At 61.2% G+C, this 19,926-nt stretch carries 22 protein-coding genes and 1 tRNA gene; 10 read left to right on the top strand and 13 right to left on the bottom strand.

Translation table 11 applies throughout. The annotated features are described in order from the left end of the window. Positions 1-96: 96 nt before the first annotated feature. Genes P3R38_RS18675 through P3R38_RS18690 form a run of 4 tightly spaced genes read left to right on the top strand, consistent with a single transcriptional unit; the run spans position 97 to position 3,895 of the window. The gene (locus P3R38_RS18675) at positions 97-267 is read left to right on the top strand and encodes a hypothetical protein (RefSeq protein WP_158491101.1); all 171 of its coding nucleotides are present in this window, start codon (positions 97-99) and stop codon (positions 265-267) included. Further along, positions 264-734: a DUF2271 domain-containing protein gene (locus tag P3R38_RS18680; protein ID WP_023381799.1), complete on the top strand. Its 471-nt coding sequence runs from the start codon at positions 264-266 to the stop codon at positions 732-734. Before P3R38_RS18675 ends, P3R38_RS18680 begins: the two co-directional genes overlap by 4 nt. Positions 735-759: 25 nt before the next feature. Further along, positions 760-2,940 carry a PepSY domain-containing protein gene (locus P3R38_RS18685; RefSeq protein ID WP_277686494.1) on the top strand — a complete coding sequence of 727 codons (2,181 nt, stop codon included), beginning with the start codon at positions 760-762 and terminating at the stop codon, positions 2,938-2,940. Then, positions 2,930-3,895, top strand: a complete 966-nt coding sequence (locus P3R38_RS18690) for an FAD:protein FMN transferase (RefSeq protein WP_277687231.1) — start codon at positions 2,930-2,932, stop codon at positions 3,893-3,895. The genes P3R38_RS18685 and P3R38_RS18690 overlap by 11 nt, the downstream gene beginning before the upstream one ends. Before the next feature lie 78 nt (positions 3,896-3,973). On the opposite strand, the gene P3R38_RS18695 is transcribed toward P3R38_RS18690, so the two are convergent. Next, on the bottom strand, positions 3,974-4,279 hold the full coding sequence (locus P3R38_RS18695) for a DUF6482 family protein (RefSeq protein ID WP_023381803.1): 306 nt from the start codon (positions 4,277-4,279) through the stop codon (positions 3,974-3,976). A 289-nt stretch (positions 4,280-4,568) separates the two neighbouring features. Between P3R38_RS18695 and P3R38_RS18700 the strand changes: the two genes are divergently transcribed. Next, positions 4,569-5,060: a DUF1543 domain-containing protein gene (locus P3R38_RS18700; protein WP_023381804.1), complete on the top strand. Its 492-nt coding sequence runs from the start codon at positions 4,569-4,571 to the stop codon at positions 5,058-5,060. A 56-nt stretch (positions 5,061-5,116) separates the two neighbouring features. Further along, a complete protein-coding gene (locus P3R38_RS18705) occupies positions 5,117-5,332 on the top strand; it encodes a TIGR02450 family Trp-rich protein (protein WP_277686495.1) in 216 nt (71 codons plus the stop codon). Between the two features lie 68 nt (positions 5,333-5,400). Here P3R38_RS18705 and P3R38_RS18710 read toward each other — a convergent pair whose 3' ends face one another. The 8 genes from P3R38_RS18710 to dapA form a co-directional block, all read right to left on the bottom strand. Continuing rightward, positions 5,401-5,859, bottom strand: a complete 459-nt coding sequence (locus tag P3R38_RS18710; protein WP_104881360.1) for a DUF3429 domain-containing protein — start codon at positions 5,857-5,859, stop codon at positions 5,401-5,403. Between the two features lie 70 nt (positions 5,860-5,929). Beyond that, positions 5,930-6,487, bottom strand: coding sequence for a GTP cyclohydrolase I FolE (gene folE, locus P3R38_RS18715; RefSeq protein WP_023381807.1), 558 nt, complete (start codon positions 6,485-6,487; stop codon positions 5,930-5,932). After that, positions 6,472-6,885, bottom strand: a complete 414-nt coding sequence (locus tag P3R38_RS18720; RefSeq protein WP_277686496.1) for a DUF393 domain-containing protein — start codon at positions 6,883-6,885, stop codon at positions 6,472-6,474. The genes folE and P3R38_RS18720 overlap by 16 nt, the downstream gene beginning before the upstream one ends. A 236-nt stretch (positions 6,886-7,121) precedes the next feature. Next, positions 7,122-7,211: transfer RNA gene (locus tag P3R38_RS18725), tRNA-Ser, on the bottom strand. A gap of 92 nt (positions 7,212-7,303) precedes the next feature. Next, positions 7,304-8,014 carry a phosphoribosylaminoimidazolesuccinocarboxamide synthase gene (gene purC / locus P3R38_RS18730; RefSeq protein ID WP_023381871.1) on the bottom strand — a complete coding sequence of 237 codons (711 nt, stop codon included), beginning with the start codon at positions 8,012-8,014 and terminating at the stop codon, positions 7,304-7,306. A gap of 32 nt (positions 8,015-8,046) precedes the next feature. Next, complete coding sequence (locus P3R38_RS18735) at positions 8,047-8,805, bottom strand: MBL fold metallo-hydrolase (protein WP_027907408.1); 759 nt, start codon at positions 8,803-8,805, stop codon at positions 8,047-8,049. Beyond that, positions 8,806-9,924, bottom strand: a complete 1,119-nt coding sequence (gene bamC / locus P3R38_RS18740) for an outer membrane protein assembly factor BamC (protein WP_023381873.1) — start codon at positions 9,922-9,924, stop codon at positions 8,806-8,808. 17 nt (positions 9,925-9,941) lie between these two features. Then, positions 9,942-10,829: a 4-hydroxy-tetrahydrodipicolinate synthase gene (dapA, locus tag P3R38_RS18745; protein WP_023381874.1), complete on the bottom strand. Its 888-nt coding sequence runs from the start codon at positions 10,827-10,829 to the stop codon at positions 9,942-9,944. 259 nt (positions 10,830-11,088) lie between these two features. Here dapA and P3R38_RS18750 point away from each other — a divergent pair, with 259 nt between their 5' ends. Both P3R38_RS18750 and P3R38_RS18755 read left to right on the top strand, forming a co-directional pair. Then, positions 11,089-11,649, top strand: coding sequence for a glycine cleavage system protein R (locus tag P3R38_RS18750; RefSeq protein ID WP_023381875.1), 561 nt, complete (start codon positions 11,089-11,091; stop codon positions 11,647-11,649). 11 nt (positions 11,650-11,660) lie between these two features. Further along, positions 11,661-12,134: a peroxiredoxin gene (locus P3R38_RS18755; protein ID WP_023381876.1), complete on the top strand. Its 474-nt coding sequence runs from the start codon at positions 11,661-11,663 to the stop codon at positions 12,132-12,134. Positions 12,135-12,167: 33 nt separating this feature from the next. Here P3R38_RS18755 and P3R38_RS18760 read toward each other — a convergent pair whose 3' ends face one another. Then, positions 12,168-13,238, bottom strand: coding sequence for an AI-2E family transporter (locus P3R38_RS18760; RefSeq protein ID WP_023381877.1), 1,071 nt, complete (start codon positions 13,236-13,238; stop codon positions 12,168-12,170). 20 nt (positions 13,239-13,258) lie between these two features. After that, positions 13,259-13,498, bottom strand: a complete 240-nt coding sequence (locus tag P3R38_RS18765) for a sulfurtransferase TusA family protein (RefSeq protein WP_023381878.1) — start codon at positions 13,496-13,498, stop codon at positions 13,259-13,261. Between the two features lie 110 nt (positions 13,499-13,608). On the opposite strand from P3R38_RS18765, the gene P3R38_RS18770 reads away from it, so the two are divergent. Beyond that, positions 13,609-15,045, top strand: a complete 1,437-nt coding sequence (locus P3R38_RS18770) for a M48 family metalloprotease (RefSeq protein ID WP_023381879.1) — start codon at positions 13,609-13,611, stop codon at positions 15,043-15,045. A 75-nt stretch (positions 15,046-15,120) separates the two neighbouring features. On the opposite strand, the gene nadA is transcribed toward P3R38_RS18770, so the two are convergent. After that, positions 15,121-16,179 carry a quinolinate synthase NadA gene (gene nadA / locus P3R38_RS18775; RefSeq protein WP_023381880.1) on the bottom strand — a complete coding sequence of 353 codons (1,059 nt, stop codon included), beginning with the start codon at positions 16,177-16,179 and terminating at the stop codon, positions 15,121-15,123. A gap of 302 nt (positions 16,180-16,481) precedes the next feature. Continuing rightward, entirely contained in the window at positions 16,482-17,990 is a 1,509-nt protein-coding gene (locus P3R38_RS18780) for a YdgA family protein (RefSeq protein ID WP_277686497.1), read from the bottom strand. Positions 17,991-18,541: 551 nt separating this feature from the next. Here P3R38_RS18780 and P3R38_RS18785 point away from each other — a divergent pair. Further along, complete coding sequence (locus P3R38_RS18785; protein WP_023381882.1) at positions 18,542-19,894, top strand: APC family permease; 1,353 nt, start codon at positions 18,542-18,544, stop codon at positions 19,892-19,894. Positions 19,895-19,926 lie beyond the last annotated feature (32 nt).

The raw sequence follows: 19,926 nt of genomic DNA on the forward strand, positions 1-19,926 counted from the left end.
AATCGTCCTAGCTGACGTGAATCTGAAGATTCAGCTGGTTGTCAGGAATGCACCTTAGGGTATGCCACAGACACCGACCCCGGCAGGAGATAGATCATGAAATCAGATTGTATCGCCAATGCCAGGCGGTTGAGCCTGCTGGTCAGCGGTTACGCCCTGGCCGCAGCCCTCGCGCCGAACGACGCCTCACCTGTCGATGAGTTTCAGGTTGCTGTCAGCAAGCAGGTCCAGACTCTCGATCCAACGATCAACAGGACGCTTTCATGAAAAAGATCATTGCAGCAACCTGCCTCGTCGGCGCCATTGCGCTGCCGGCGCTGGCCCAGGCCCGCGAAGTGACCTTGACCACACAACTCAAGGACTACAGCGGTAACGATGCCTACCTGGCGATCTACGTCACCGATGCCAATGGCCAATATCAGAAAACCCTCTGGGTAGCCGGCAAGAAGGCCAAATATTACAAACACTTGGGCGACTGGGCCCGTGGCAGCGGCATGAACCCGAGTGAGTTCGATGGGGTCAGCGGCGCCAGTGTCGGCAGTGGAAGCACGCTCAACGTCAGCGTGGAACTGGCAGACACCCTGATCGATGCCGGGTATCAGATTCGCATCGACAGCGCGGTGGAGGACAAACGTGACGCCCGCGGCGATGTGAGCGTACCCCTGACGTCCAAGGGCTCAGGCAAGCCCGCGGCCGGCAGTGTCTACGTCGACACCTTTACTTACGATCTGTAACACCCGCCACCGCTGGAGGCTGAACATGCTTCGCCAGTTCCATTCTCTTCCTGGCCTGATCGCCGCGCTGTTGGTCATGGTATTGGCCATGAGCGGCGCGATCCTGTCTGTCGAGCCAGCGCTGGAACGCCTACACGCCACGTCCACCTCTGCCGGAGAACGCACCGTCGCCCAACTGGCAGATCGCGTTGCCAACCACTTTACAGGCGTGGAGCAGATCCAACGCTCAGCGTCCGGCACGGTGGTCGTCTACTACAACCAGAATGGCCAGGCCCGAGCGGAAAAGGTCGACCCTCTGACCGGCCAAGGCCTCGCCCCTTACGAACCATCCGCGTTCTCCCGCTGGATGAAAAACCTGCACCGCTCGTTATTGCTCGGCACACCGGGACATGGAGTGTCGGCTATCGGTGCCCTGTTCATACTGACGTTGTCAGTGTCCGGCGCGCTATTGCTGGCCCGGCGCCTGGGTGGCTGGCACAACCTGCTGCGGCCGCTGCGGGGTACTTTCAGCCAGCGCTGGCACGCTGAAGTCGGGCGACTGGCCTTGCTTGGGATGCTGCTGTCGGCATTGACCGGGCTCTATATGTCCGCCACCACCTTTAGTTTGATCGCTGAGGGCAATCAACATGAACCCGCCTTCCCCACTCACCTCAATGCCGGCCCGGCTTTGCCGGTGGCGAAGCTGCAAGCCTTGCAGGCCACCGACCTGAACGACCTGCGCGAGTTGGTCTACCCGAGTCCCGGCAACCCCCACGATGTGTTTTCCCTGCGCACGGGCCAGGGCGACGGCTATGTGGACCAGGCCAGCGGCGCCTTACTGTCCTATCAAGCGCATGATTCGATGCACAACCTCTACGAACTGGTCTACCAGTTGCACACAGGCGAAGGCCTCTGGTGGCTGGGCCTGCCGCTGGGGCTATGCGCCCTCTGCGTGCCGTTGATGAGCGTGACCGGCATAGTGTTATGGTGGCGCCGCCGCAAAGCCGGCCCGAGCATCCGCCACAACAGCCCGGCTCACTCCGCCGACAGCATGATTCTGGTTGGCAGTGAAAACAACAGCACCTGGGGTTTTGCCAAGACCTTGCATGACGCCTTGCACCAGAGTGGCCATCAAGTGCACAGCACGGCGATGAATGAATGGTCGGCCGATTACCGTAATGCCCAACGGGTGTTCATCCTCACAGCGACCCACGGAGACGGCGATGCGCCGGCTTCGGCTTCGCAGTTCCTCGCGCGGCTCGCCAAAACCGGCCTCAAGCCCGGCCTGCCCTTCGCAGTGCTGGGCCTGGGCGATCGCCAGTTTGCGCAGTTCTGTCAGTACGCGTACCAAGTGCAGGATGCAATGGTGCAGGCCGGTGGCTCGCCATTGCTGGGACTGGAAACCATCAACCGCCAGTCTTCTCAGGAGTTCGCTCGCTGGGGCCACGCGTTGAGCGACGTGTTGGGACAGGAGTTGGCACTGGTTCACACCCCGCAACAGCCGCGTACCCATTCATTGCAGTTGACAGAGCGGATCACCTATGGCGAAGAAGTGTACGCACCTACCCATATCCTGCGCTTCAAGGCTTGCGGCGAACTGCCAGGCTTCCTGGCCGGCGACCTGGTAGGGATTTTCCCCCCGGGCAGCCCAATCCCCCGCCTCTACTCGCTGGCCAGCGGTTCCCAAGACGGCACGTTGGAGATCTGTGTGCGTAAACACACCGCTGGCCAGTGCTCGGAGTATCTTCATGGCCTGGACATCGGCGCGCAGATCGAAGCCTTCATCCAGCCCAACCCGCAATTTCGTCCCGCGTCGGGCGTGCACCCGGTGATCCTGATCGGCGCCGGTACCGGTATCGGTCCTCTGGCCGGCTTTATCCGCAACAACAAGGCCCGACACCCGATGCACTTGTATTGGGGCGGCCGCAACCCAGCCTCGGACTTTCTCTACGAACCGCAGCTCAACCAATATTTGTCCGACCGCCGCCTAACGGCACTGCGAGCCGCCTTTTCTCAGGTCCAGGACCGCAGCTACGTGCAGGACAGGCTGATCAGCGATGCCCTGGCCTTGCGCAGGCTGTTTGAAAAAGGTGCCCAAGTACTGGTGTGTGGCAGCCGCGAAATGGCCAAGGGCGTCAAGCAGGCCCTTGATGAAGTATTGGCGCCGCTTAACCTCAGTGTACTGACCCTCAGGGCACAAGGACGCTACCGTGAAGATGTCTACTGAACTGAAGCGCTACAGCCTGAACGGCGAAACCATGGGTACCCGCTATACCGCCCTTTTTTATGCCGCCGCCGGGCTCGATATCGACGAAGTTAGGTTGCGCCTGACCCGCGCCGTGGCCCGGGTGGATCAGCAGATGTCTACCTGGAAACCCGACTCGGACCTCAACCGCCTCAATGCAGCCCCCGAGCAGCAATGGGTGCCGGTGCCCAAGGAACTGACAACGGTCCTGACTGCTGCATTGCACGTCAGCCAGCAATCCGGCGGTGCCTTCGACATCGCTGTCGGTGACCTGGTGAACGCCTGGGGCTTCGGCCCAGGGAAGCAGACGGTCACCGCGCAGGTGATCGGCACCCTGACGCCGGGCGCCCGGCTGTTAGCCAGCGCCGCATTGGTGGTTGATCCACAACGCAATCAGGTGCTCAAGCGCGAGCCGTTGAACCTTGACCTGAGTGGCATCGCCAAAGGTTTTGGCGTGGATGAACTGGCCCGTTGCCTGGAGACTCTGGGTATCACTCGCTACCTGGTCGGTATCGATGGCGAGATGCGCGCCCGCGGTCTCAAACCTGACGGCCAAAGCTGGGCCGTGGCCCTGGAAAAGCCCAAACGAGGCGTGCGTGAAGTCATGGGCGTGATGGAACTCAGTGATGCCTCAATCGCGACTTCCGGCGACTATCGACACTGGGTCGACGTGGCCGGTCAGTCCTATGCTCACACCATGAACCCGGCCACCGGCGCGCCGCTGTGCAGTCCGCTCGCCGCCGTCACCGTGGTGGCGGCCTCGTGCATGCTCGCCGATGCCTGGGCCACGGCGCTGATGGTCCTGGGCGAGACCAAAGGCCCGCGCCTGGCTCAGGAACGCGGGATGGACGCGCTATTCGTACTGCGCGAGGGGGAACAGCTCAAAGAACTATCCATTGTCGGCGGACAGTTGCAGACGCAAATCGACACCCGCTGACACGGATGCGGACGTGTTCCTGTCCGCGGTGTACCGCCTGATAACAGTGAATCACGTTGCACAGGCGCAGCGTTCAGGCTACCACTGGCTGGTCAGTGTTATCGGGACACGCAGCGGCGCAGCGGGGCCGTTACGCTGCCCGCACATCTCGTCGTGCACCACCTGTTGGACCAACATGCAGGGAATCGGTGGCATGTCGGCCAGCAAGTGCCGCAGCTCGGTCGTCGAGCGCACGCGAACCGGTTGCCCATGGGCATCGCTCAATGTCACGGGACCGGCGTCGGTCAAGGCACGGAGGACGTAGAAGCCACCCTCGAGCGACAACAGTTCCAATTCCTTTGCTTCGCCGGTCGATACCAGTTGGGTAAGCGCGATCAAGTTCATGATGTACCCTCGGACAGGTGGCGGAAAATAGGTTGGATCGACCGCTCTCCACGCCTGGTCGGCTTGCGTTCGAGGCGGCTGATCAGGGTGTCGTCATCCATGAGGTGCATCCAGTCGTCCAGTGCCGTCCGCCGACCGCAGCCCAACGAGCAGCACCCCATAATTCTGTACAAATATAGCACCGTGTACAGATATTATACTTACTTGCATAGATTTCCATGCGCAGTGCCCCCGGTCAGGCAACGGCCTGGGCACCGCACTAGGCCAAGCCGGAAAGAAGGATTCGCTCATGCTGTACATAGTCATGCTCGGTGGTCGCCATCCACGGGCACGTATCGAGGTACACGACGTGCTATTTGCACAGGCCGACTCACTCGAGCAAACGTACCCACAACTGTGTCAAGGCTGGTTCGGGAGCCGCCAGGGCCTGCACATCGACTCGTGGATCGAAGTCAGCGGTGTCGACCACTACCGCGTCGAGTTCAGTCAGGCGGCGCCTGGGTCGGATGACCCTCGACTGTTCTTCATCAACCTTGGAGGCTACGAGGACGGGGTGTTTGGCGAGGCCCACCGTTACCTGCTGGTGGTGGCCAGGGACAAGGCAGAGGCCAAGCGTCTGGGCAAACGACGCCTGCAGGCAAACTGGCTCAAGCAGCATATCGATACGGTACTGGAAGTTGACGACTGTTTGCCGATTGAGTGGGTGAACGGCCGTTACGTGCACCTGATCGAAGGGCCCCATGACGGCTTACGGCAATACAGCGACTATATCGTGCTCTGACCTTGTACAGGTTTAGCCTCGACCAACACTGCAACAGCCCACCGGAGGACCGCCTGATGAATCGCATTGCACCCGCGAAATTAATGCTCTCCAAATGGACCGCGCGGCATCCTGAGAATAAAGAAAAGCACTTCCTGGTGACGGACCTTGAGCTCGACGACGATGGCATCTTGTTGCGTGTCGAACTGGAAGCGGTGCACAGTGGCCGTAGCCAATGGCTGGATTGGCGAACACTGCGCGACTCAGAGACCTGGATGATGGGCTGGCGCTGAAAACATCCACCCGCACGCCGTGCACTGCGTCTTCGTGCAAGCCGATCGGGCTCCGCCATGTAGATCGGCTAGAACTCAAACAACACGGCAAATGCGCTGAGCAGCAAGCAGAGGCTCACCACAAGGGTTAAGTACCCTCGCATCGGCAAGTACCATCGAGGCAACGCTTGCGCCAATTTCTGGTCCTGCCAAAGATGAACGATAAAACCGGCAGTCAACATCAAACAGCCCAATGGCACGGCGACAAGTGTACTGACCCAACCAACAAGGGCAGGTATGACGCTCCACACGAGCCGCGCTCGACGATGCTCAGCGAGCATACCCTGCAAGGCCATGGCGAATCCCCAGTGCAAGGCGCCGATGAAGCTCAATATCACAGCGCCATAGCTCACCAGCATAGCCGACCACAACGACCGGTATTGAGCATAAAAAAGGACAAGCAACGTTAATCCAATAAACGGCAGCAAACCGCCGTAACCAAGGACAGCAAAGCGGCTGGGCGATAACGGGGTAGATACTGAATTCATTTGAATGACCCTCTTCGACCGGCACCCAATGGACCAGTCAACCAGACGCTTCTTTTCATACCGGTGTCAGTTATTTCTGCCCGATGAGCTGAAGAAACTCTTGTCGGGTCGTCGGTGAGTCGCGAAATTCGCCCAACATCACAGATGACAGCATGACGGAGTTCTGCTTCTCGACACCGCGCATCATCATGCACATATGCTTTGCTTCAATAACCACTGCCACCCCGGCAGCATCGGTAATATCCTGGATGGCACAGGCGATTTGCCGCGTTAAGTTTTCCTGTATCTGCAAACGACGCGCGAACATGTCGACCACACGAGCAACCTTCGATAGGCCGAGCACCCGTCCTGTCGGCAGGTAGGCGACATGAGCCTTGCCGATAAATGGCAATAAGTGGTGTTCGCACAGTGAATAAAGCTCAATGTCACGGACCACGATCATTTCATCGTTCTGAGACTCGAACAAAGCACCGTTTATGACCTCGTCAAGCTTCAAGGTATAACCGTTGCAGAGGTGCTGCATTGCTTTTGCCGCACGCTGAGGCGTATCCAAAAGCCCTTCGCGCTGCGGGTTTTCTCCAATGCCGATAAGAATGTCGCGGTAATACGCAGCTAACGATGGGTACATTTGGACGCCTCACGGGTGCAACGAAGAGCACCGTCGGGATGGGGTAGCCACGCCAAGTGTGGCCTCAAGCGACAGAAAAGCCTGTAACAACCGGCAAGCAGTGGGCGTAAAGGGCGCCAGGCCAGTGGCGCAACATACATGCCCACCCCTGCGGCCCGCCAGCTCCATAGGGTCGCGTCCAAGCCGGTGACCCATAGCCCATTGGCGAACCTCCCATGCAAAGAAGCCTTCAGTTGCTCGACAGTGACGCCCAACGATCCGGGGTCGAAATCCGCATCTCCGATGTCTACCAGAAGCAGCCCGCCCCCCGTCGACCGCCGCCGCAGGAAAGCGATTTCCCTGGCGCACAGTGGGCAAGCACCGTCGAAGTACAACGTCAAAGGCCATTCGCAATACATGTACAACACCTAATTTTTGTATAGGTTTTTGTACAATTTAGCCGACTTCGGGAAATGCGCAATACCCACGTGGTGCAACCACCACGTTCGAGACGGGGCCGTCTTTCAGGGGATGGGGTACAAGACGTATGGCAGGGCCTGCAGTGGCCGGGTAAAACGCGGACCCTGAACGCGCCCCAAAAACACAAAACCCCTGACTCCTTATCAGGAATCAGGGGTTTCGCGCTTCACATGTATGGCGGAGAGATAGGGATTTGAACCCTAGGTACTGTTGCCAGTACAACGGATTTCGAATCCGTCCCGTTCGACCACTCCGGCATCTCTCCAATGCCGCGCATCATACCAGCGAATTCTGAAAACGCAAACCTTTATTTGCAAAAAAATCGCGTGGTATCAGGCGCTTGCGTGAACATGCGCCTTACAGCGGCACGCCCAGGCGCTTGGCAACTTCTTCGTAGGCTTCGATCACGTCGCCCAGACCCTGGCGGAAGCGGTCCTTGTCCATCTTCTTACGGGTTTCTTTGTCCCACAGGCGGCAGCCGTCGGGGCTGAACTCGTCGCCCAGGACGATCTGGCCGTGGAACACGCCGAACTCCAGCTTGAAGTCGACCAGCAGCAGGCCTGCGTCGTCAAACAGCTTGGTCAGTACCTCGTTGACCTTCAGCGACAGCTTTTTCATCTCTGCCAGCTGTTCGGCGGTGCCCCAACCGAAGGCAACGACGTGGGATTCGTTGATGAACGGGTCGCCCTTCTCGTCGTTCTTCAGGAACAGCTCGAAGGTGGACGGCTCGAGCTTGATGCCCTCTTCCACGCCCAGGCGCTTGACCAGGCTGCCCGCTGCGTAGTTACGCACCACGCACTCGACCGGAATCATGTCCAGCTTCTTGACCAGGCACTCGTTGTCGCCCAGCAGCTTGTCGAACTGGGTCGGCACGCCGGCTTCTTCCAGTTTCTGCATGATGAAGGCGTTGAACTTGTTGTTCACCATGCCTTTGCGGTCGAGCTGTTCGATACGCTTGCCGTCGAACGCCGAGGTGTCGTTACGGAACAGCAGGATCAAGCGGTCGGCGTCGTCGGTCTTGTAAACCGATTTGGCTTTGCCGCGGTAGAGTTCGTCGCGTTTTTCCATGATGGAGGGCTCCGCTTGCTTGAGTTGTTGGGCTAGGCGATTTCACGCCAGTCGAGCCCGTGTTCCTGATTCGCCACCTGGAGCCAGTCCGGGTCGCACCCAAGGGTGTCGACAAAGCACTGGCGGGCCAGTTGTGGCAGGTTGTTCTTGCTGCTGAGGTGGGCCAGCACCAGGTGTTGCAGGTGCTGCCAGCCCAGCTCGGCCACCAGGTTTGCTGCCTGGTGGTTGTTCAAATGTCCTTGGCTGCCGCCGACCCTCAACTTCAAGAAGTGCGGGTAATGGCCGCGGGCAAGCAGGTCGCGGCAATGGTTGGCCTCGATGAGCAATGCATCCAGGCCTTGGTAACGCTCGACCAGGTGCCTGTCGTACGAGCCCAGGTCGGTCAGCATGCCAAACCGTCGGCGCCCATCGCTGAACACATACTGCAACGGTTCGAATGCATCGTGCTCGACCCGCAGCGCGCTGACTTCCAGGCTGCCGATACGCAAGCAGTCGCCACAGGCGAGAAAACCGGCCACCTCCACCGGCTTGCGCAAACCGCGCAAGGTGCCCTGGCTGAGGTAGACCGGTACATTGTAGCGCCGTGACAGCAAGCCCACCCCATGCACGTGGTCGGCATGTTCGTGGGTCACCAGCACCGCGCTCAGCTGGGCCGGCGACACACCGAGCAGCGCCAGGCGTCGCTCGGTTTCACGCAGGGAAAAGCCACAATCGACCAGGATGAAGGTGTCACCACTGGCGATCAGCGTGCCATTTCCCTGGCTGCCGCTTCCGAGTACCGCGAAGCGCACTTAGCCCAGGTGGTCCTGAATGGCGCTCAGCACGCGGCGGGCAACATCGGCCGGGGCCACGGTGTTGATGTTCTTCTCGACCGTTACCTGCACGCTCTCGCCCACCTTGCTCAGGCGGACCTGATAACGCTCGGCACGGGCTTCACGCTCTTCCTTGGTTGGCTCGCTGCCGAACATGCGGCCGAAGAAACCAGGCTCGTTCTGCTTGTCTTCAGGCTTTTCCGACAGGTTGATGTAGTACAGGCCCAGACTGCGGTTGATGTCCTCGACACGCCACTCGCCACCCTGCTCCAGGGCACGGCCTACGCTGGACCAAGCGCGGTCCAGGTCGGCGCCCAGGTACAGCACCGGGTTGCCACTGCCGTCTTCGCTCAGACTGACGCGGCTCGGAGCATCGAAGTCGCGGGCCGCGAGCAGCGAAACCGAACCGCCCTTCTCGGCGCTGCGGTTCATGCTGGCAAGCATTTCATCGACCAGCAGGGCATCGGCGCCGGTATTGCTGGAGCTGGACGGGAAGTCAGGCTCGGCGGTGCTACCGGCCGGGCGCTCGACGCTGACGACGTACACCTCGGAGGTGTTGCGCTGCACGCCGGGTTCCATGCGAACACGTACGCGCACTTCGCTGTCGCCGCTGCTGGCGGTGCTCGCCAGGCGCTGGCCGAGCGAAGCGGACAGTTCGTCGAAGCGCTGCCAGGTGGTGTTGAATTCACCGGTCTGCGGGCGCTCTTCGGCAATGCGGAAACCATTGTCCTCGAAGAACTGACGGGCCACCGGCCACACCTCGGCAGGCGAGTGCTGGGCCAGCACCCAACGGCTGTTGCCGCTGCGTTGCAGGCTGTAGTCGCTGGCTTCGGCCGCAGCGGTCAGTGGTTGCGGACGTGGCACTTCGAACTCGCCAGTGGCGCGGTCGTCGGCGACGTTGCGGGGGATCGGCAACAGCGGGTCAAGGCGCTTGACGTTGCTGGCGTCCGGCGGCAGCTGCATCGGCGCGGTCGGGTGCGCTTGCAGGTAGTCGCTGCCGCGGTCGCGGAAATAGCCATCCTCGCCCCACAACCAGCCACAACCACTGGTGCTGGAGATGATCAGGGCGAGCGTGGAAAGACCAGCCAGTCGCTTCATGCGGTGTACTTCCTCGATTAAACCAGTACGCCGGACTGGCGCAAGGCAGTACGGACTTTTTCGTGACAGCCTTCGCTCAGCCAGGTCAGCGGCAGGCGGATGCCCTTCTGCATCAGGCCCATTTCCACCAGCGCCCATTTCACCGGGATCGGGTTGGACTCGCAGAACAGGTCTTTGTGCAGCGGCATGAGTTTTTCGTTGATTGCGCGGGCCTTCTCGGCATTGCCCTCAAGGGCGGCCTCGCACAGGTCGGCCATTTCGCGCGGGGCGACGTTGGCGGTAACGGAGATGTTGCCCTTGCCGCCCATCAGGATCAGCTCGACAGCGGTCGGGTCGTCGCCAGACATGACGATGAAGTCCTTGTCGACGCCATCGAGGATGGCCTTGGCACGCTGCAGGTCGCCAGTGGCTTCCTTGATACCGATGATGTTCTTGACCTTCGACAGGCGGATCACGGTCTCGGCCTGCATGTCGCAGGAGGTGCGGCCGGGTACGTTATAGAGGATCTGCGGGATGTCGACGGCTTCGGCGATGTGCTTGAAGTGCTGGTACAGGCCTTCCTGGGTCGGCTTGTTGTAGTACGGGACCACCAGCAGGCAGGCGTCGGCGCCAGCGTTCTTGGCGTTCTGGGTCAGGTGCACGGCTTCAGCGGTGGAGTTGGCACCGGTACCGGCGATGACCGGAATCGGCTTCTTGCTGTGCTTGACGCGCTCGACCACGTGCTTGATGACCAGGATGTGTTCTTCGACATCCAGCGTGGCCGACTCACCGGTAGTGCCGACTGCGACGATCGCATGGGTGCCGTTTTCCAGGTGGAAGTCTACAAGTTTGTCGAGGCTGTCCCAATCAAGACGCCCTTGTGCATCCATGGGTGTGACCAATGCCACCATACTGCCCGCAATCATGTAACTGCTCCTGCCGGAAAAAGAGAGCGGTAATGGTACTGGGGGCATCGGCCTTGCACAAGCGAAGCAGGCGGGCGGAGCATTCCCCTTCGCGTCGGTTTTCGCTACCCTTGATCCTTTGATCGGTGCAGCACGGCCCGCCGGGCCGTCGACCCTGCTCCGCGCCAGCGTCCGCGACCTCGCATGCGAGCCCGGGGCCCTGTCGACCGGAGGCTTTCGCCCGTCCTGTGCCGACCGCTCATCGCTTTAGGAATGCTGCATGTCCACCCCCACCGTCCGCGAACAATTCCTCGTCATCAGCGCCCTGGGGCCCAACCCCATGGAGCTGGCCAATGTCCTCAGCCGCGCCGCCTTCGAAAACCGCTGCGCGGTGGTCACCTCGCGCCTGAGCCGCCATGGCGAGACCAGCGCCCTGGTCCTGCAGGTCGGTGGCAGCTGGGATGCCCTGGCGCGCCTGGAAGCCATGCTGCCGGGCCTGGGCAAGAAACACGGCCTGACCCTCGATGTGGTGCGCAGCGCCGACCAGGAGGTACGCCCCCAGGCCCTGCCATACGTCGCCTACATCAGCGCCGCCTACCGCCCGGATATCATCAGCGAGCTGTGCCAGTTCTTCCTTGACCACCGCGTCGAACTGGAAGCCTTGACCTGCGACACCTACCTGGCGCCGCAGACCGGTAGCAGCATGCTCAATGCCCAGTTCACCGTGATCCTGCCGGCCGGCACCCAGATCAGCTGGCTGCGCGACCAGTTCCTCGACTTCGCCGATGCCCTGAACCTGGATGCCTTGATCGAGCCTTGGCGCCCACAGAACCCCATGTAAGGAAGCTTCCCATGGCCGTAGAACTCGACAAACCCGTCGCCGATTTCCAGGCCCAGGCCACCAGTGGCCAGGCCGTGAGCCTCGCTGCGCTCAAGGGCCGCCAAGTGGTGCTGTACTTCTACCCGAAGGACAGCACGCCGGGCTGCACCACCGAAGGCCAGGGTTTCCGTGACCAGCACGCAGCCTTCGAGGCCGCCAACACCGTGGTGTTCGGTGTTTCCCGCGATGGCATCAAGTCCCATGAGAATTTCAAGGCCAAGCAGGGCTTCCCGTTCGAGCTGATCAGCGACAAGGACGAGGCGCTTTGCCAATTGTTCGACGTGATCAAGCTGAAGAAGCTGTATGGCAAGGAGTACCTGGGCGTCGACCGGAGCACCTTCCTGATCGACAAGGACGGTGTGCTGCGCCAGGAATGGCGTGGGGTGAAGGTGCCGGGGCATGTGGACGCCGTGTTGGCGGCGGCCCAGGCATTGAACAAGGCTTGAGCCTGATGGGGCTGCCCTGCAGCCCCCCCCAGATTACAACATCGGCGAAACGCTAGGCTCCTGCCGCGGCCAGGCATCCAGTACCGCCTTGATCAACGTCGCCAGCGGGATCGCGAAGAAGATCCCCCAGAAACCCCACAACCCGCCGAACAGCAACACCGCACAGATGATCGCCACCGGATGCAGGCTCACCGCTTCGGAGAACAACAACGGCACCAGCACGTTGCCATCGAGTGCCTGAATGATCGCGTACACCGTCATCAGGTAGATGAACTGATCACCCCAGCCCCATTGGAACAGCGCAATCAGCGTCACCGGCACGGTCACCACCACCGCTCCGACATAGGGCACCACCACCGACAGCCCCACCAACAGTGCCAGCAGCGCGGCATAGTTGAGTCCCAGGCTGATGAAGGCGATGTAAGTGGCAATGCCGCAGATCAGGATCTCGATGCCCTTGCCGCGAATATAATTGGCAATCTGCCGGTTCATTTCGCTGCCAACCCGGTTGAGCAGGCTGCGCTGACGCGGCAGGTAACCGCTGACCCAGCGGGCGATCAACTCGCGGTCCTTGAGGAAGAAGAACACCAGAATCGGCACCAGCACCAGGTAGATCATGGCGTTGACCAGCAAGGGCAGGCTGGACAGCGAGAAGGTCAGCGCCCACTGGCCGAACTTGCCGATTTCACCGCGCACCGACTCGATGGCGTGCAACACCTGCTCATCCGAGACCAAGTGCGGGTAGCGCTCTGGCAACAGCAGCAACAGCGACTGCCACTTGCCTAACATCCCCGGCAACTCGTTGAACAGCGTGATCAACTGGTGCCAGAGCAACGGTACCAGCACCAGCAGGACCACCGCCAAAGCCCCCATGAACAGCGCGAACACCACGCTTACCGCCACCCGCGTAGGTACCCGCAGGCGCTCCAGGGCGTTGACCAGCCCCTGCATCAGGAAGGCCAGCACCAGGCCCGCGAGCACCGGCGCCAACATGCCGCCAAGGGTCAGCACCGCCGTGAAGGCCAGGAACAGCAGGACCGCCAGCACCACCGCCTCCTCATCGGAGAAGTAGCGCTGTATCCAGTCGCGAAGCACTTTGAACATTGACGATCCTTGATTGAGACTCAGGCCTTGCGCAGCCAGTAGGTGAAGACGCCGGCCTCGGCCGTTTCGTGCAGCAGGGTATGACCGGCCAGCTGGGCAAAAGTGCGGAAGTCGCGCTGCGAGCCGGCATCGGTGGCGACCACCTTGAGCACCGCGCCACTGGCCAGGCGGTTAAGCTCCATCTTCGCCTTGAGCAGGGGCAGCGGGCAGTTCAGCCCGCTGGCGTCGAGTTCGGCGTCGCAGGTCAGGGTGTCACTCATTGCAGGCGTCTCCAGAGGCTTGGTCAGGCAGGTTCGCTAGGATACCGCCACTGGTCGCCAACGTGTGAGCGGGCTACAGTAGGGGCTTTGATCCGACGCGAGCTTCGTGCATGAATCTACTGCGCCCTACCCTGCTGACGCTGGCCTGCCTGATGGCCCTTCCCGGCCACGCCGACGACCTGCCGTCACTGGGCGACGCCAGTTCAGCAATCGTCTCGCCGCAGCAGGAGCACCAGCTTGGCCGCGCCTGGCTGAGCCTGTTGCGCGGCAACGTCAACCAGCTGAACGACCCACAACTCAAAGACTACGTCGAAACCAGCGTGTACCGGCTGGCCGAAACCAGCCAACTGCAAGACCGACGCCTTGAGTTCATTCTGATCGACAGCCGCGAACTCAACGCCTTTGCAGCGCCTGGCGGCATCGTCGGGGTCAACGGTGGCCTGTTCCTCAATGCCCAGACCGAAGGCGAATACGCCTCGGTCCTGGCCCACGAACTGGCGCACTTGTCCCAGCGCCACTTCGCCCGCGGCGTCGAGGCCCAGCAACGCATGCAGTTGCCGATGATGGCAGCGCTGCTGGCTGGTATCGTGCTGGCCGCAGGTGGTGGCGGCGATGCCGGCATCGGCGTGATCGCCGGCACCCAGGCAGCGGCCATTCAGGAGCAACGGCGTTTCTCGCGGCAGAACGAGCAGGAAGCCGACCGCATCGGCATCCAGAACCTCGAGAAAGCTGGCTACGACCCGCGCAACATGCCATCGATGTTCGAACGCCTGGCGCGCCAGTACCGCTACGATGCCAAGCCACCCGAATTTCTGCTGACGCACCCGGTGACCGAGTCGCGTATCGCCGACACCCGCAACCGCGCCGAACAGGCGCCCAAGGGGGGGGTGGAAGACAGCCTGCGCTACCAACTGATCCGCGCCCGCGTGGCATTGACCTACGAAGGCACCCCAGGCCTTGCAGCCAAGCGCTTCCGCGCCCAGCTCGACGAAAATCCGAACATGGACGCCGCCCGCTATGGCCTGGCCCTGGCGCAGATCAAGGGCGGCCAACTCAATGAAGCGCGGGAGAACCTCAAGCCGCTGCTGGCCAAGGCACCCAACGACATCACCTACAACCTGGCGCAGATCGACCTGGACATCACCAATAACCGCCTGGCCGATGCCATGCAGCGGGTGGAGCGGATGCGCGGTTTGTACCCGGGCAATTATCCGTTGAAACAAGTGCGTGCCGACCTGCTGGTCAAGCAGGGCAAGCCAGCCGAGGCGGAAAAAGTTCTGGATGACCTGCTCAAGAGCCGCCCGGACGACCCGGACGTGTGGTACGACGTGGCTGAAGTTCGCGGACTGTCAGGCAATACCATTGGCTTGCATCGCGCCCGCGCGGAGTACTTCACCCTGGTGGGCGATTTCGACCAGGCGATCCAGCAGCTCGACTACGCCAAGCGCCGTGCGGGCAGCAACTTCCCGTTGGCGGCGCAGATCGACCAGCGCCAGCGCGAGGTGATGGAGCAGCAGCGGATGGTCAAGGACATGATGGGACGCTGACGAGCGCCCGATCACTGCCAAGCCAGCACCTACAGGCATAGCACTTGTAGGCGCCGGCTTGCCGACGATCAGGTTTCAAGCATTTCCGGAAAGCTTCAGGCGCGCCGCCTGGGTGAAGTCCAGCATGCGATTCAAAGGCTTGATCGCCTTCGGCACCAGCGCTGGGTCCACGAAGATTTCATTGCTGCCCTTGCGCAGGCAATCCAGCACCCGCTCCAGGGTGTTCATGGCCATCCATGGGCAATGTGCGCAGCTGCGGCAAGCGGCGCCGTTACCCGCGGTGGGCGCTTCGACGAACTCTTTGTCTGGGCACAGCTGCTGCATCTTGTAGAAGATGCCGCGGTCGGTGGCGACGATGAAGGTCTTGTTCGGTAGGGTCTGGGCAGCCTTGATCAACTGGCTGGTGGAACCTACCGCATCGGCCAGCTCGATGACCGACTCCGGCGACTCCGGGTGAACCAGAATGGCAGCGTCCGGATAAAGCGCTTTCATATCGGCCAGCTGACGCGACTTGAATTCTTCATGGACGATGCACGCGCCGTCCCACAGCAGCATGTCGGCCCCGGTCTGCTTCTGGATGTACCGCCCCAAGTGCTGGTCCGGGCCCCAGATGATGGTTTCGCCGTTGTCCATCAGGCTTTCGACGATTTCAAGGGCGCAGCTGGAGGTCACCACCCAGTCGGCACGCGCCTTCACTGCGGCGGAGGTGTTGGCGTAAACCACCACGGTGCGCTCGGGGTGCTGGTCGCAGAAAGCGGAGAACTCTTCGACCGGGCAACCCAGGTCGAGCGAGCAGGTCGCTTCCAGGGTCGGCATCAGCACGCGTTTTTGCGGCGTGAGGATCTTGGCCGTTTCGCCCATGAAGCGCACGCCGGCGACAACCACGGTTTCGGCCGGGTGATTCTTGCCGAAACGCGCCATTTCCAGCGAGTCGGACACACAGCCACCGGTCTCTTCGGCCAGCGCCTGGATGACCGGGTCGCAGTAATAGTGAGCCACCAGAACGGCGTTCTGGGCCTTGAGCTCGGCGGCGATGGCCGCACGGTATTCGGCCTCCTGCTCGGCTGTCAGCGGGTTGGGCTGCTTGGCGTCAAGATGGGCCTGAACCAAAAGGCGTTCGGAAATCTGGGTCATGATCGCTGGACCTGCGGGCGCGCATGCGCGTCATATCGAGTGTATCACCCGGCCCTGGCAGATCGGCTAGCGGTGCCGGACGGCAGGCATGCCGCCACGGCCCTCTGCGGGCGCGGATTATTATCGGACGCCGAAGGCTACAGACAATCAAGGGAATTCAAAAGCGGTTTTTTGTGTTGCCGGTGCAGGCCTATTGCGGCCTGCGCCTGCTCCAACAGGTGCCACCCCCTGAAGGCTGTGGTTACCCGTATGAGCCGGCGCAGCCTGCAACAAGGCCAGCAGCAGCGCCCCAAAGAGTGGGTTTAGCCCTGAGGCTGCATCGACGCGAAGTGCGCCGCGAGAATCATGGCGAACTCTTCGACGGTCATCTTCTTGCCATTGAAGTCGACCATGCCGTTGGCGTAGTGCAGGCTCGACACCACATCAGTGCCTTGCACGGTCGCCATACCGCTTTGCAGCGCCATCATGCCGACCATTTCGCCGGCCTGGCTCGACTGCAGGGCGATCGCCTGGGCATCCGTCTGGCCCTCGAGCAGCGCCTGCAGGGTAGCCAGGTCTCCGATCATGGGCTTGGACAGCGACAGCTTGCCCTTCACCTCGGTAACCAACTGCTTGCCCAACTGGTCGGGCGGCAGGTCGAACGAGTCGGGCTTGGCGAAGTCCATCGACAGGCTGAAACGGCTCTCGCCATTGGCAGTCTTGAACGACAGGTTCTCCAGGGCCACCTGTGGCTTGGATGCCAGCAACTGCTGCAGGTCACCTTGGAATTTGGCCTTTTCCGCCTCGTCCATCTGGATTACCGGCACCGCCTGGCCAGCCTCCGCTGCCTCCTGGAATTCCGGCAGGTGCGCCTGGTACCACTTCGACAGTGCCTCCATGGCCGGGGCATTCAACGACTTGAGGCTTATCGCCATCTGCGCGCTGCCCACTGCGCGGCCATCCCAGGTGATGTCCTGCACCTTGTAGTCCACGCGACCACCAATGGTGTCCGGGCCATCCAGCGCTTGCACGGCTTTCTGTTCGAAGCCCTTGAGCATCAGCACTTCCTGCTTAAGCCCCAAGGTCGCCTTGGCCTCGGCCAGCAACAGATCGAAGTTGCCGACATAGAGTGCTTCGTGTTCGGTGGCGGCGAGGTTGCCGTCGACAGCCAACCCCTTCAGTTCGAACGTGGCAGGCGGATGATCGTCGCCCACCAGCTTCATCTCGAAACGCTCGGCAGTGCCATGGAACTTCGATGCCTTGCCTTCCCGGTCACTACTGACCGCCAACTGCATACCTGAGAAGTCCAGGGTCGAGCCATTGTCCTCAGTCACCTTCACGGGGGCCAGGAATAGGGTGCCTTCGACGCTGCCGTCATAACCGAGGCTGGTGTGCGACGTCAGGGGCGCCTTGTCCCCTGCCGCGGCATACCAGGCTGCGGTCGAGTCGTCCTTGTCCAGCGCACTGTTGCTGGCCGCCATCACTGGCACAAGCTTGAACGCTTTCACCCGAGACCATGGGAACGGGCCATGCTCGATCTGGTCGGTGACACCCAGATCGAAGCTCAGGGTTTCGCCATCGGACAGGTGAATATCCTTGGCCTTGACGCGATAGTGCGCGGTGCTGCTGAAAAAGTGCTGCTCGAGGGAGGCCACTTCGACGGTCATGCTGCCGCCAATGCCGACCAGGGCTTTTTCAAGCTGTACGTTGGCCTGCTTGACGGAGCGCTCCAGCTCCGCCGGAAGTTGCTTGCCGGTGTACCAGGCGCCCGCGGTGGTTGCGACGGCAATGGCGATGGCCAGGCCGGAAAGAATGCCTACTGATTTCTTCATGAATAGAACCGATTGATGTCCATATGGGCGTGCACGCAGCCGAGGGCTACGTGGCAGCGGAAGAATATCACCGACACCCTTCCGGGGTGATGGCCAAGGGGTAGAAATAGCGTTTTTAGGAAACGCCTGACGCGTGAATTGGCAACGTCCTATTCGTCAATTTTTTCGAACATATGCAATGATCAAAACCGCAAAAAATCGCGCATAAAGCGAACAAATAGGGCTTTACGCTGATAAAGATGACGTTTTCGTAACATCTTGTCATGTTTAACTTGACACCCACCCCACCCATCGTTTTTTATTTTTCTCACCTTGCTAGCGCCCGATCCACAAAGAAGAAAAGTCGCGTCGTGATCATGCCTTTTTGCACCCATCCTCACGCACCACCGTCCTAGCCCCAGGACCCGCCATACCCGACACCGGCGCCCGTCCGCGCCTCTTCCTGCTCCACACAATAAAGGTGAACAACATGGAGCCCACCCGCTCGCCCTTGCCGCACGCGCAGCTCGCCGCGCACGCCGTCCACGCCCAGCCGCAGGAGCCATGCCAGCATGCAGACTGACCACAGCGCCTCCGGCAGCCACCAGTTCCGCAAGTCCCTGCGTCTCTGGCATGTGGTGATCATCGGCCTCGCCTACCTGACACCGATGACCGTTTTCGACACGTTCGGCATCGTTTCAGGGATTACCTCCGGGCATGTACCCAGCGCCTACATCCTCGCACTGTTGGGCGTGCTGTTCACCGCCGTGAGCTATGGCACCCTGGTGCGACGCTTCCCTCAGTCGGGCTCGGCCTACACCTACACCCAACGCGCGATCAACCCGCATGTTGGCTTCCTGGTGGGTTGGTCGTCGCTGCTGGACTACTTGCTGCTGCCAATGGTCAACGCGCTGCTGGCCAAGCTGTACCTGTCGGCGATGTTCCCGGAAGTGCCGGAGTGGATGTGGGTGGCTGGCTTCGTCAGCCTGATCAGCCTGATCAACATGCGCAGCATCAACCTGGTGGCACACTTCAACCTGCTGTTCGTGGTGGTACAACTGGCAATCATGTCGGTGTTCGTCTACCTCTGCGTACGCGGCCTGAGCCAGGGCGAAGGCGTGGGCACCACCTGGAGCCTGACACCGTTCACCGACGCCCAGACCCAGTTCAGCGCCCTGGCAGCCGGTGCGACCATCCTGTGCTTCTCGTTCCTGGGCTTCGACGCGGTCACCTGCCTGTCCGAGGAAACCAAAGAGCCGGGCAAGATCATCCCTCGGGCGATCTTCCTTACCGCACTGATTGGCGGCGTGGTGTTCATCACCGTTTCATACTTCATGCAGGCTTACTTCCCGAACAACGCACGCTTCCATGACCCGGAAGCAGCCTTGCCGGAAATCGCCCTGTACGTCGGCGGCAAGCTGTTCCAGTCGATCTTCATCGCTTGCACCGTGATCAACACCATCGCCTCGGGCCTGGCCTCGCAGACCAGCGTCTCGCGCCTGCTGTACGTGATGGGCCGCGACAACGTGATTCCAAGCGGTGTGTTCGCCCGCCTGCACTCCCGCTACAAGACCCCGGTGGTCAACATCGCCGTGGTTGGCCTGATCTCGTTGTCGGCGATCTTCTTCGACCTGGTCACCGCGACGTCGATCATCAACTTCGGCGCACTGGTCGCGTTCAGCTTCGTCAACTTGTCGGTGATCAGCCACTGCTACCTGCGCGAAGGCAACCGTCAGGGGCTGGCCAACCAGATGAAGTACCTGGTCCTGCCGACCATTGGCTTCTGCATCATCGCCAAGCTGTGGCTCGACCTGAACGAGCACTCGCTGATGTTCGGCGGTATCTGGGCGCTGCTTGGCCTGCTGCACCTGGCCTGGCTGACCAAGGCGTTCCGGGTTGCGCCACCGAACTACATCGCTGAATGACGCTTGCCCCCGACAACGCCCGCGCCTGATCG

The organism is Pseudomonas sp. NyZ480 (assembly GCF_029537255.1).
GTDB lineage: Bacteria > Pseudomonadota > Gammaproteobacteria > Pseudomonadales > Pseudomonadaceae > Aquipseudomonas > Aquipseudomonas taiwanensis.

What these genes read in the sequence shown, in the direction of transcription:
- bamC (WP_023381873.1), bottom strand. Translation starts at nt 9,924, where the DNA reads ATGAAGCGACTGGCTGGTCTTTCCACGCTCGCCCTGATCATCTCCAGC.
- P3R38_RS18780 (WP_277686497.1), bottom strand. Translation starts at nt 17,990, where the DNA reads ATGAAGAAATCAGTAGGCATTCTTTCCGGCCTGGCCATCGCCATTGCC.
- purC (WP_023381871.1), bottom strand. Translation starts at nt 8,014, where the DNA reads ATGGAAAAACGCGACGAACTCTACCGCGGCAAAGCCAAATCGGTTTAC.
- dapA (WP_023381874.1), bottom strand. Translation starts at nt 10,829, where the DNA reads ATGATTGCGGGCAGTATGGTGGCATTGGTCACACCCATGGATGCACAA.
- nadA (WP_023381880.1), bottom strand. Translation starts at nt 16,179, where the DNA reads ATGACCCAGATTTCCGAACGCCTTTTGGTTCAGGCCCATCTTGACGCC.
- P3R38_RS18720 (WP_277686496.1), bottom strand. Translation starts at nt 6,885, where the DNA reads ATGTATTGCGAATGGCCTTTGACGTTGTACTTCGACGGTGCTTGCCCA.
- P3R38_RS18705 (WP_277686495.1), top strand. Translation starts at nt 5,117, where the DNA reads ATGAATCGCATTGCACCCGCGAAATTAATGCTCTCCAAATGGACCGCG.
- P3R38_RS18675 (WP_158491101.1), top strand. Translation starts at nt 97, where the DNA reads ATGAAATCAGATTGTATCGCCAATGCCAGGCGGTTGAGCCTGCTGGTC.
- P3R38_RS18750 (WP_023381875.1), top strand. Translation starts at nt 11,089, where the DNA reads ATGTCCACCCCCACCGTCCGCGAACAATTCCTCGTCATCAGCGCCCTG.
- P3R38_RS18765 (WP_023381878.1), bottom strand. Translation starts at nt 13,498, where the DNA reads ATGAGTGACACCCTGACCTGCGACGCCGAACTCGACGCCAGCGGGCTG.
- P3R38_RS18690 (WP_277687231.1), top strand. Translation starts at nt 2,930, where the DNA reads ATGTCTACTGAACTGAAGCGCTACAGCCTGAACGGCGAAACCATGGGT.
- P3R38_RS18710 (WP_104881360.1), bottom strand. Translation starts at nt 5,859, where the DNA reads ATGAATTCAGTATCTACCCCGTTATCGCCCAGCCGCTTTGCTGTCCTT.
- folE (WP_023381807.1), bottom strand. Translation starts at nt 6,487, where the DNA reads ATGTACCCATCGTTAGCTGCGTATTACCGCGACATTCTTATCGGCATT.
- P3R38_RS18760 (WP_023381877.1), bottom strand. Translation starts at nt 13,238, where the DNA reads ATGTTCAAAGTGCTTCGCGACTGGATACAGCGCTACTTCTCCGATGAG.
- P3R38_RS18695 (WP_023381803.1), bottom strand. Translation starts at nt 4,279, where the DNA reads ATGAACTTGATCGCGCTTACCCAACTGGTATCGACCGGCGAAGCAAAG.
- P3R38_RS18700 (WP_023381804.1), top strand. Translation starts at nt 4,569, where the DNA reads ATGCTGTACATAGTCATGCTCGGTGGTCGCCATCCACGGGCACGTATC.
- P3R38_RS18755 (WP_023381876.1), top strand. Translation starts at nt 11,661, where the DNA reads ATGGCCGTAGAACTCGACAAACCCGTCGCCGATTTCCAGGCCCAGGCC.
- P3R38_RS18685 (WP_277686494.1), top strand. Translation starts at nt 760, where the DNA reads ATGCTTCGCCAGTTCCATTCTCTTCCTGGCCTGATCGCCGCGCTGTTG.
- P3R38_RS18785 (WP_023381882.1), top strand. Translation starts at nt 18,542, where the DNA reads ATGCAGACTGACCACAGCGCCTCCGGCAGCCACCAGTTCCGCAAGTCC.
- P3R38_RS18770 (WP_023381879.1), top strand. Translation starts at nt 13,609, where the DNA reads ATGAATCTACTGCGCCCTACCCTGCTGACGCTGGCCTGCCTGATGGCC.
- P3R38_RS18680 (WP_023381799.1), top strand. Translation starts at nt 264, where the DNA reads ATGAAAAAGATCATTGCAGCAACCTGCCTCGTCGGCGCCATTGCGCTG.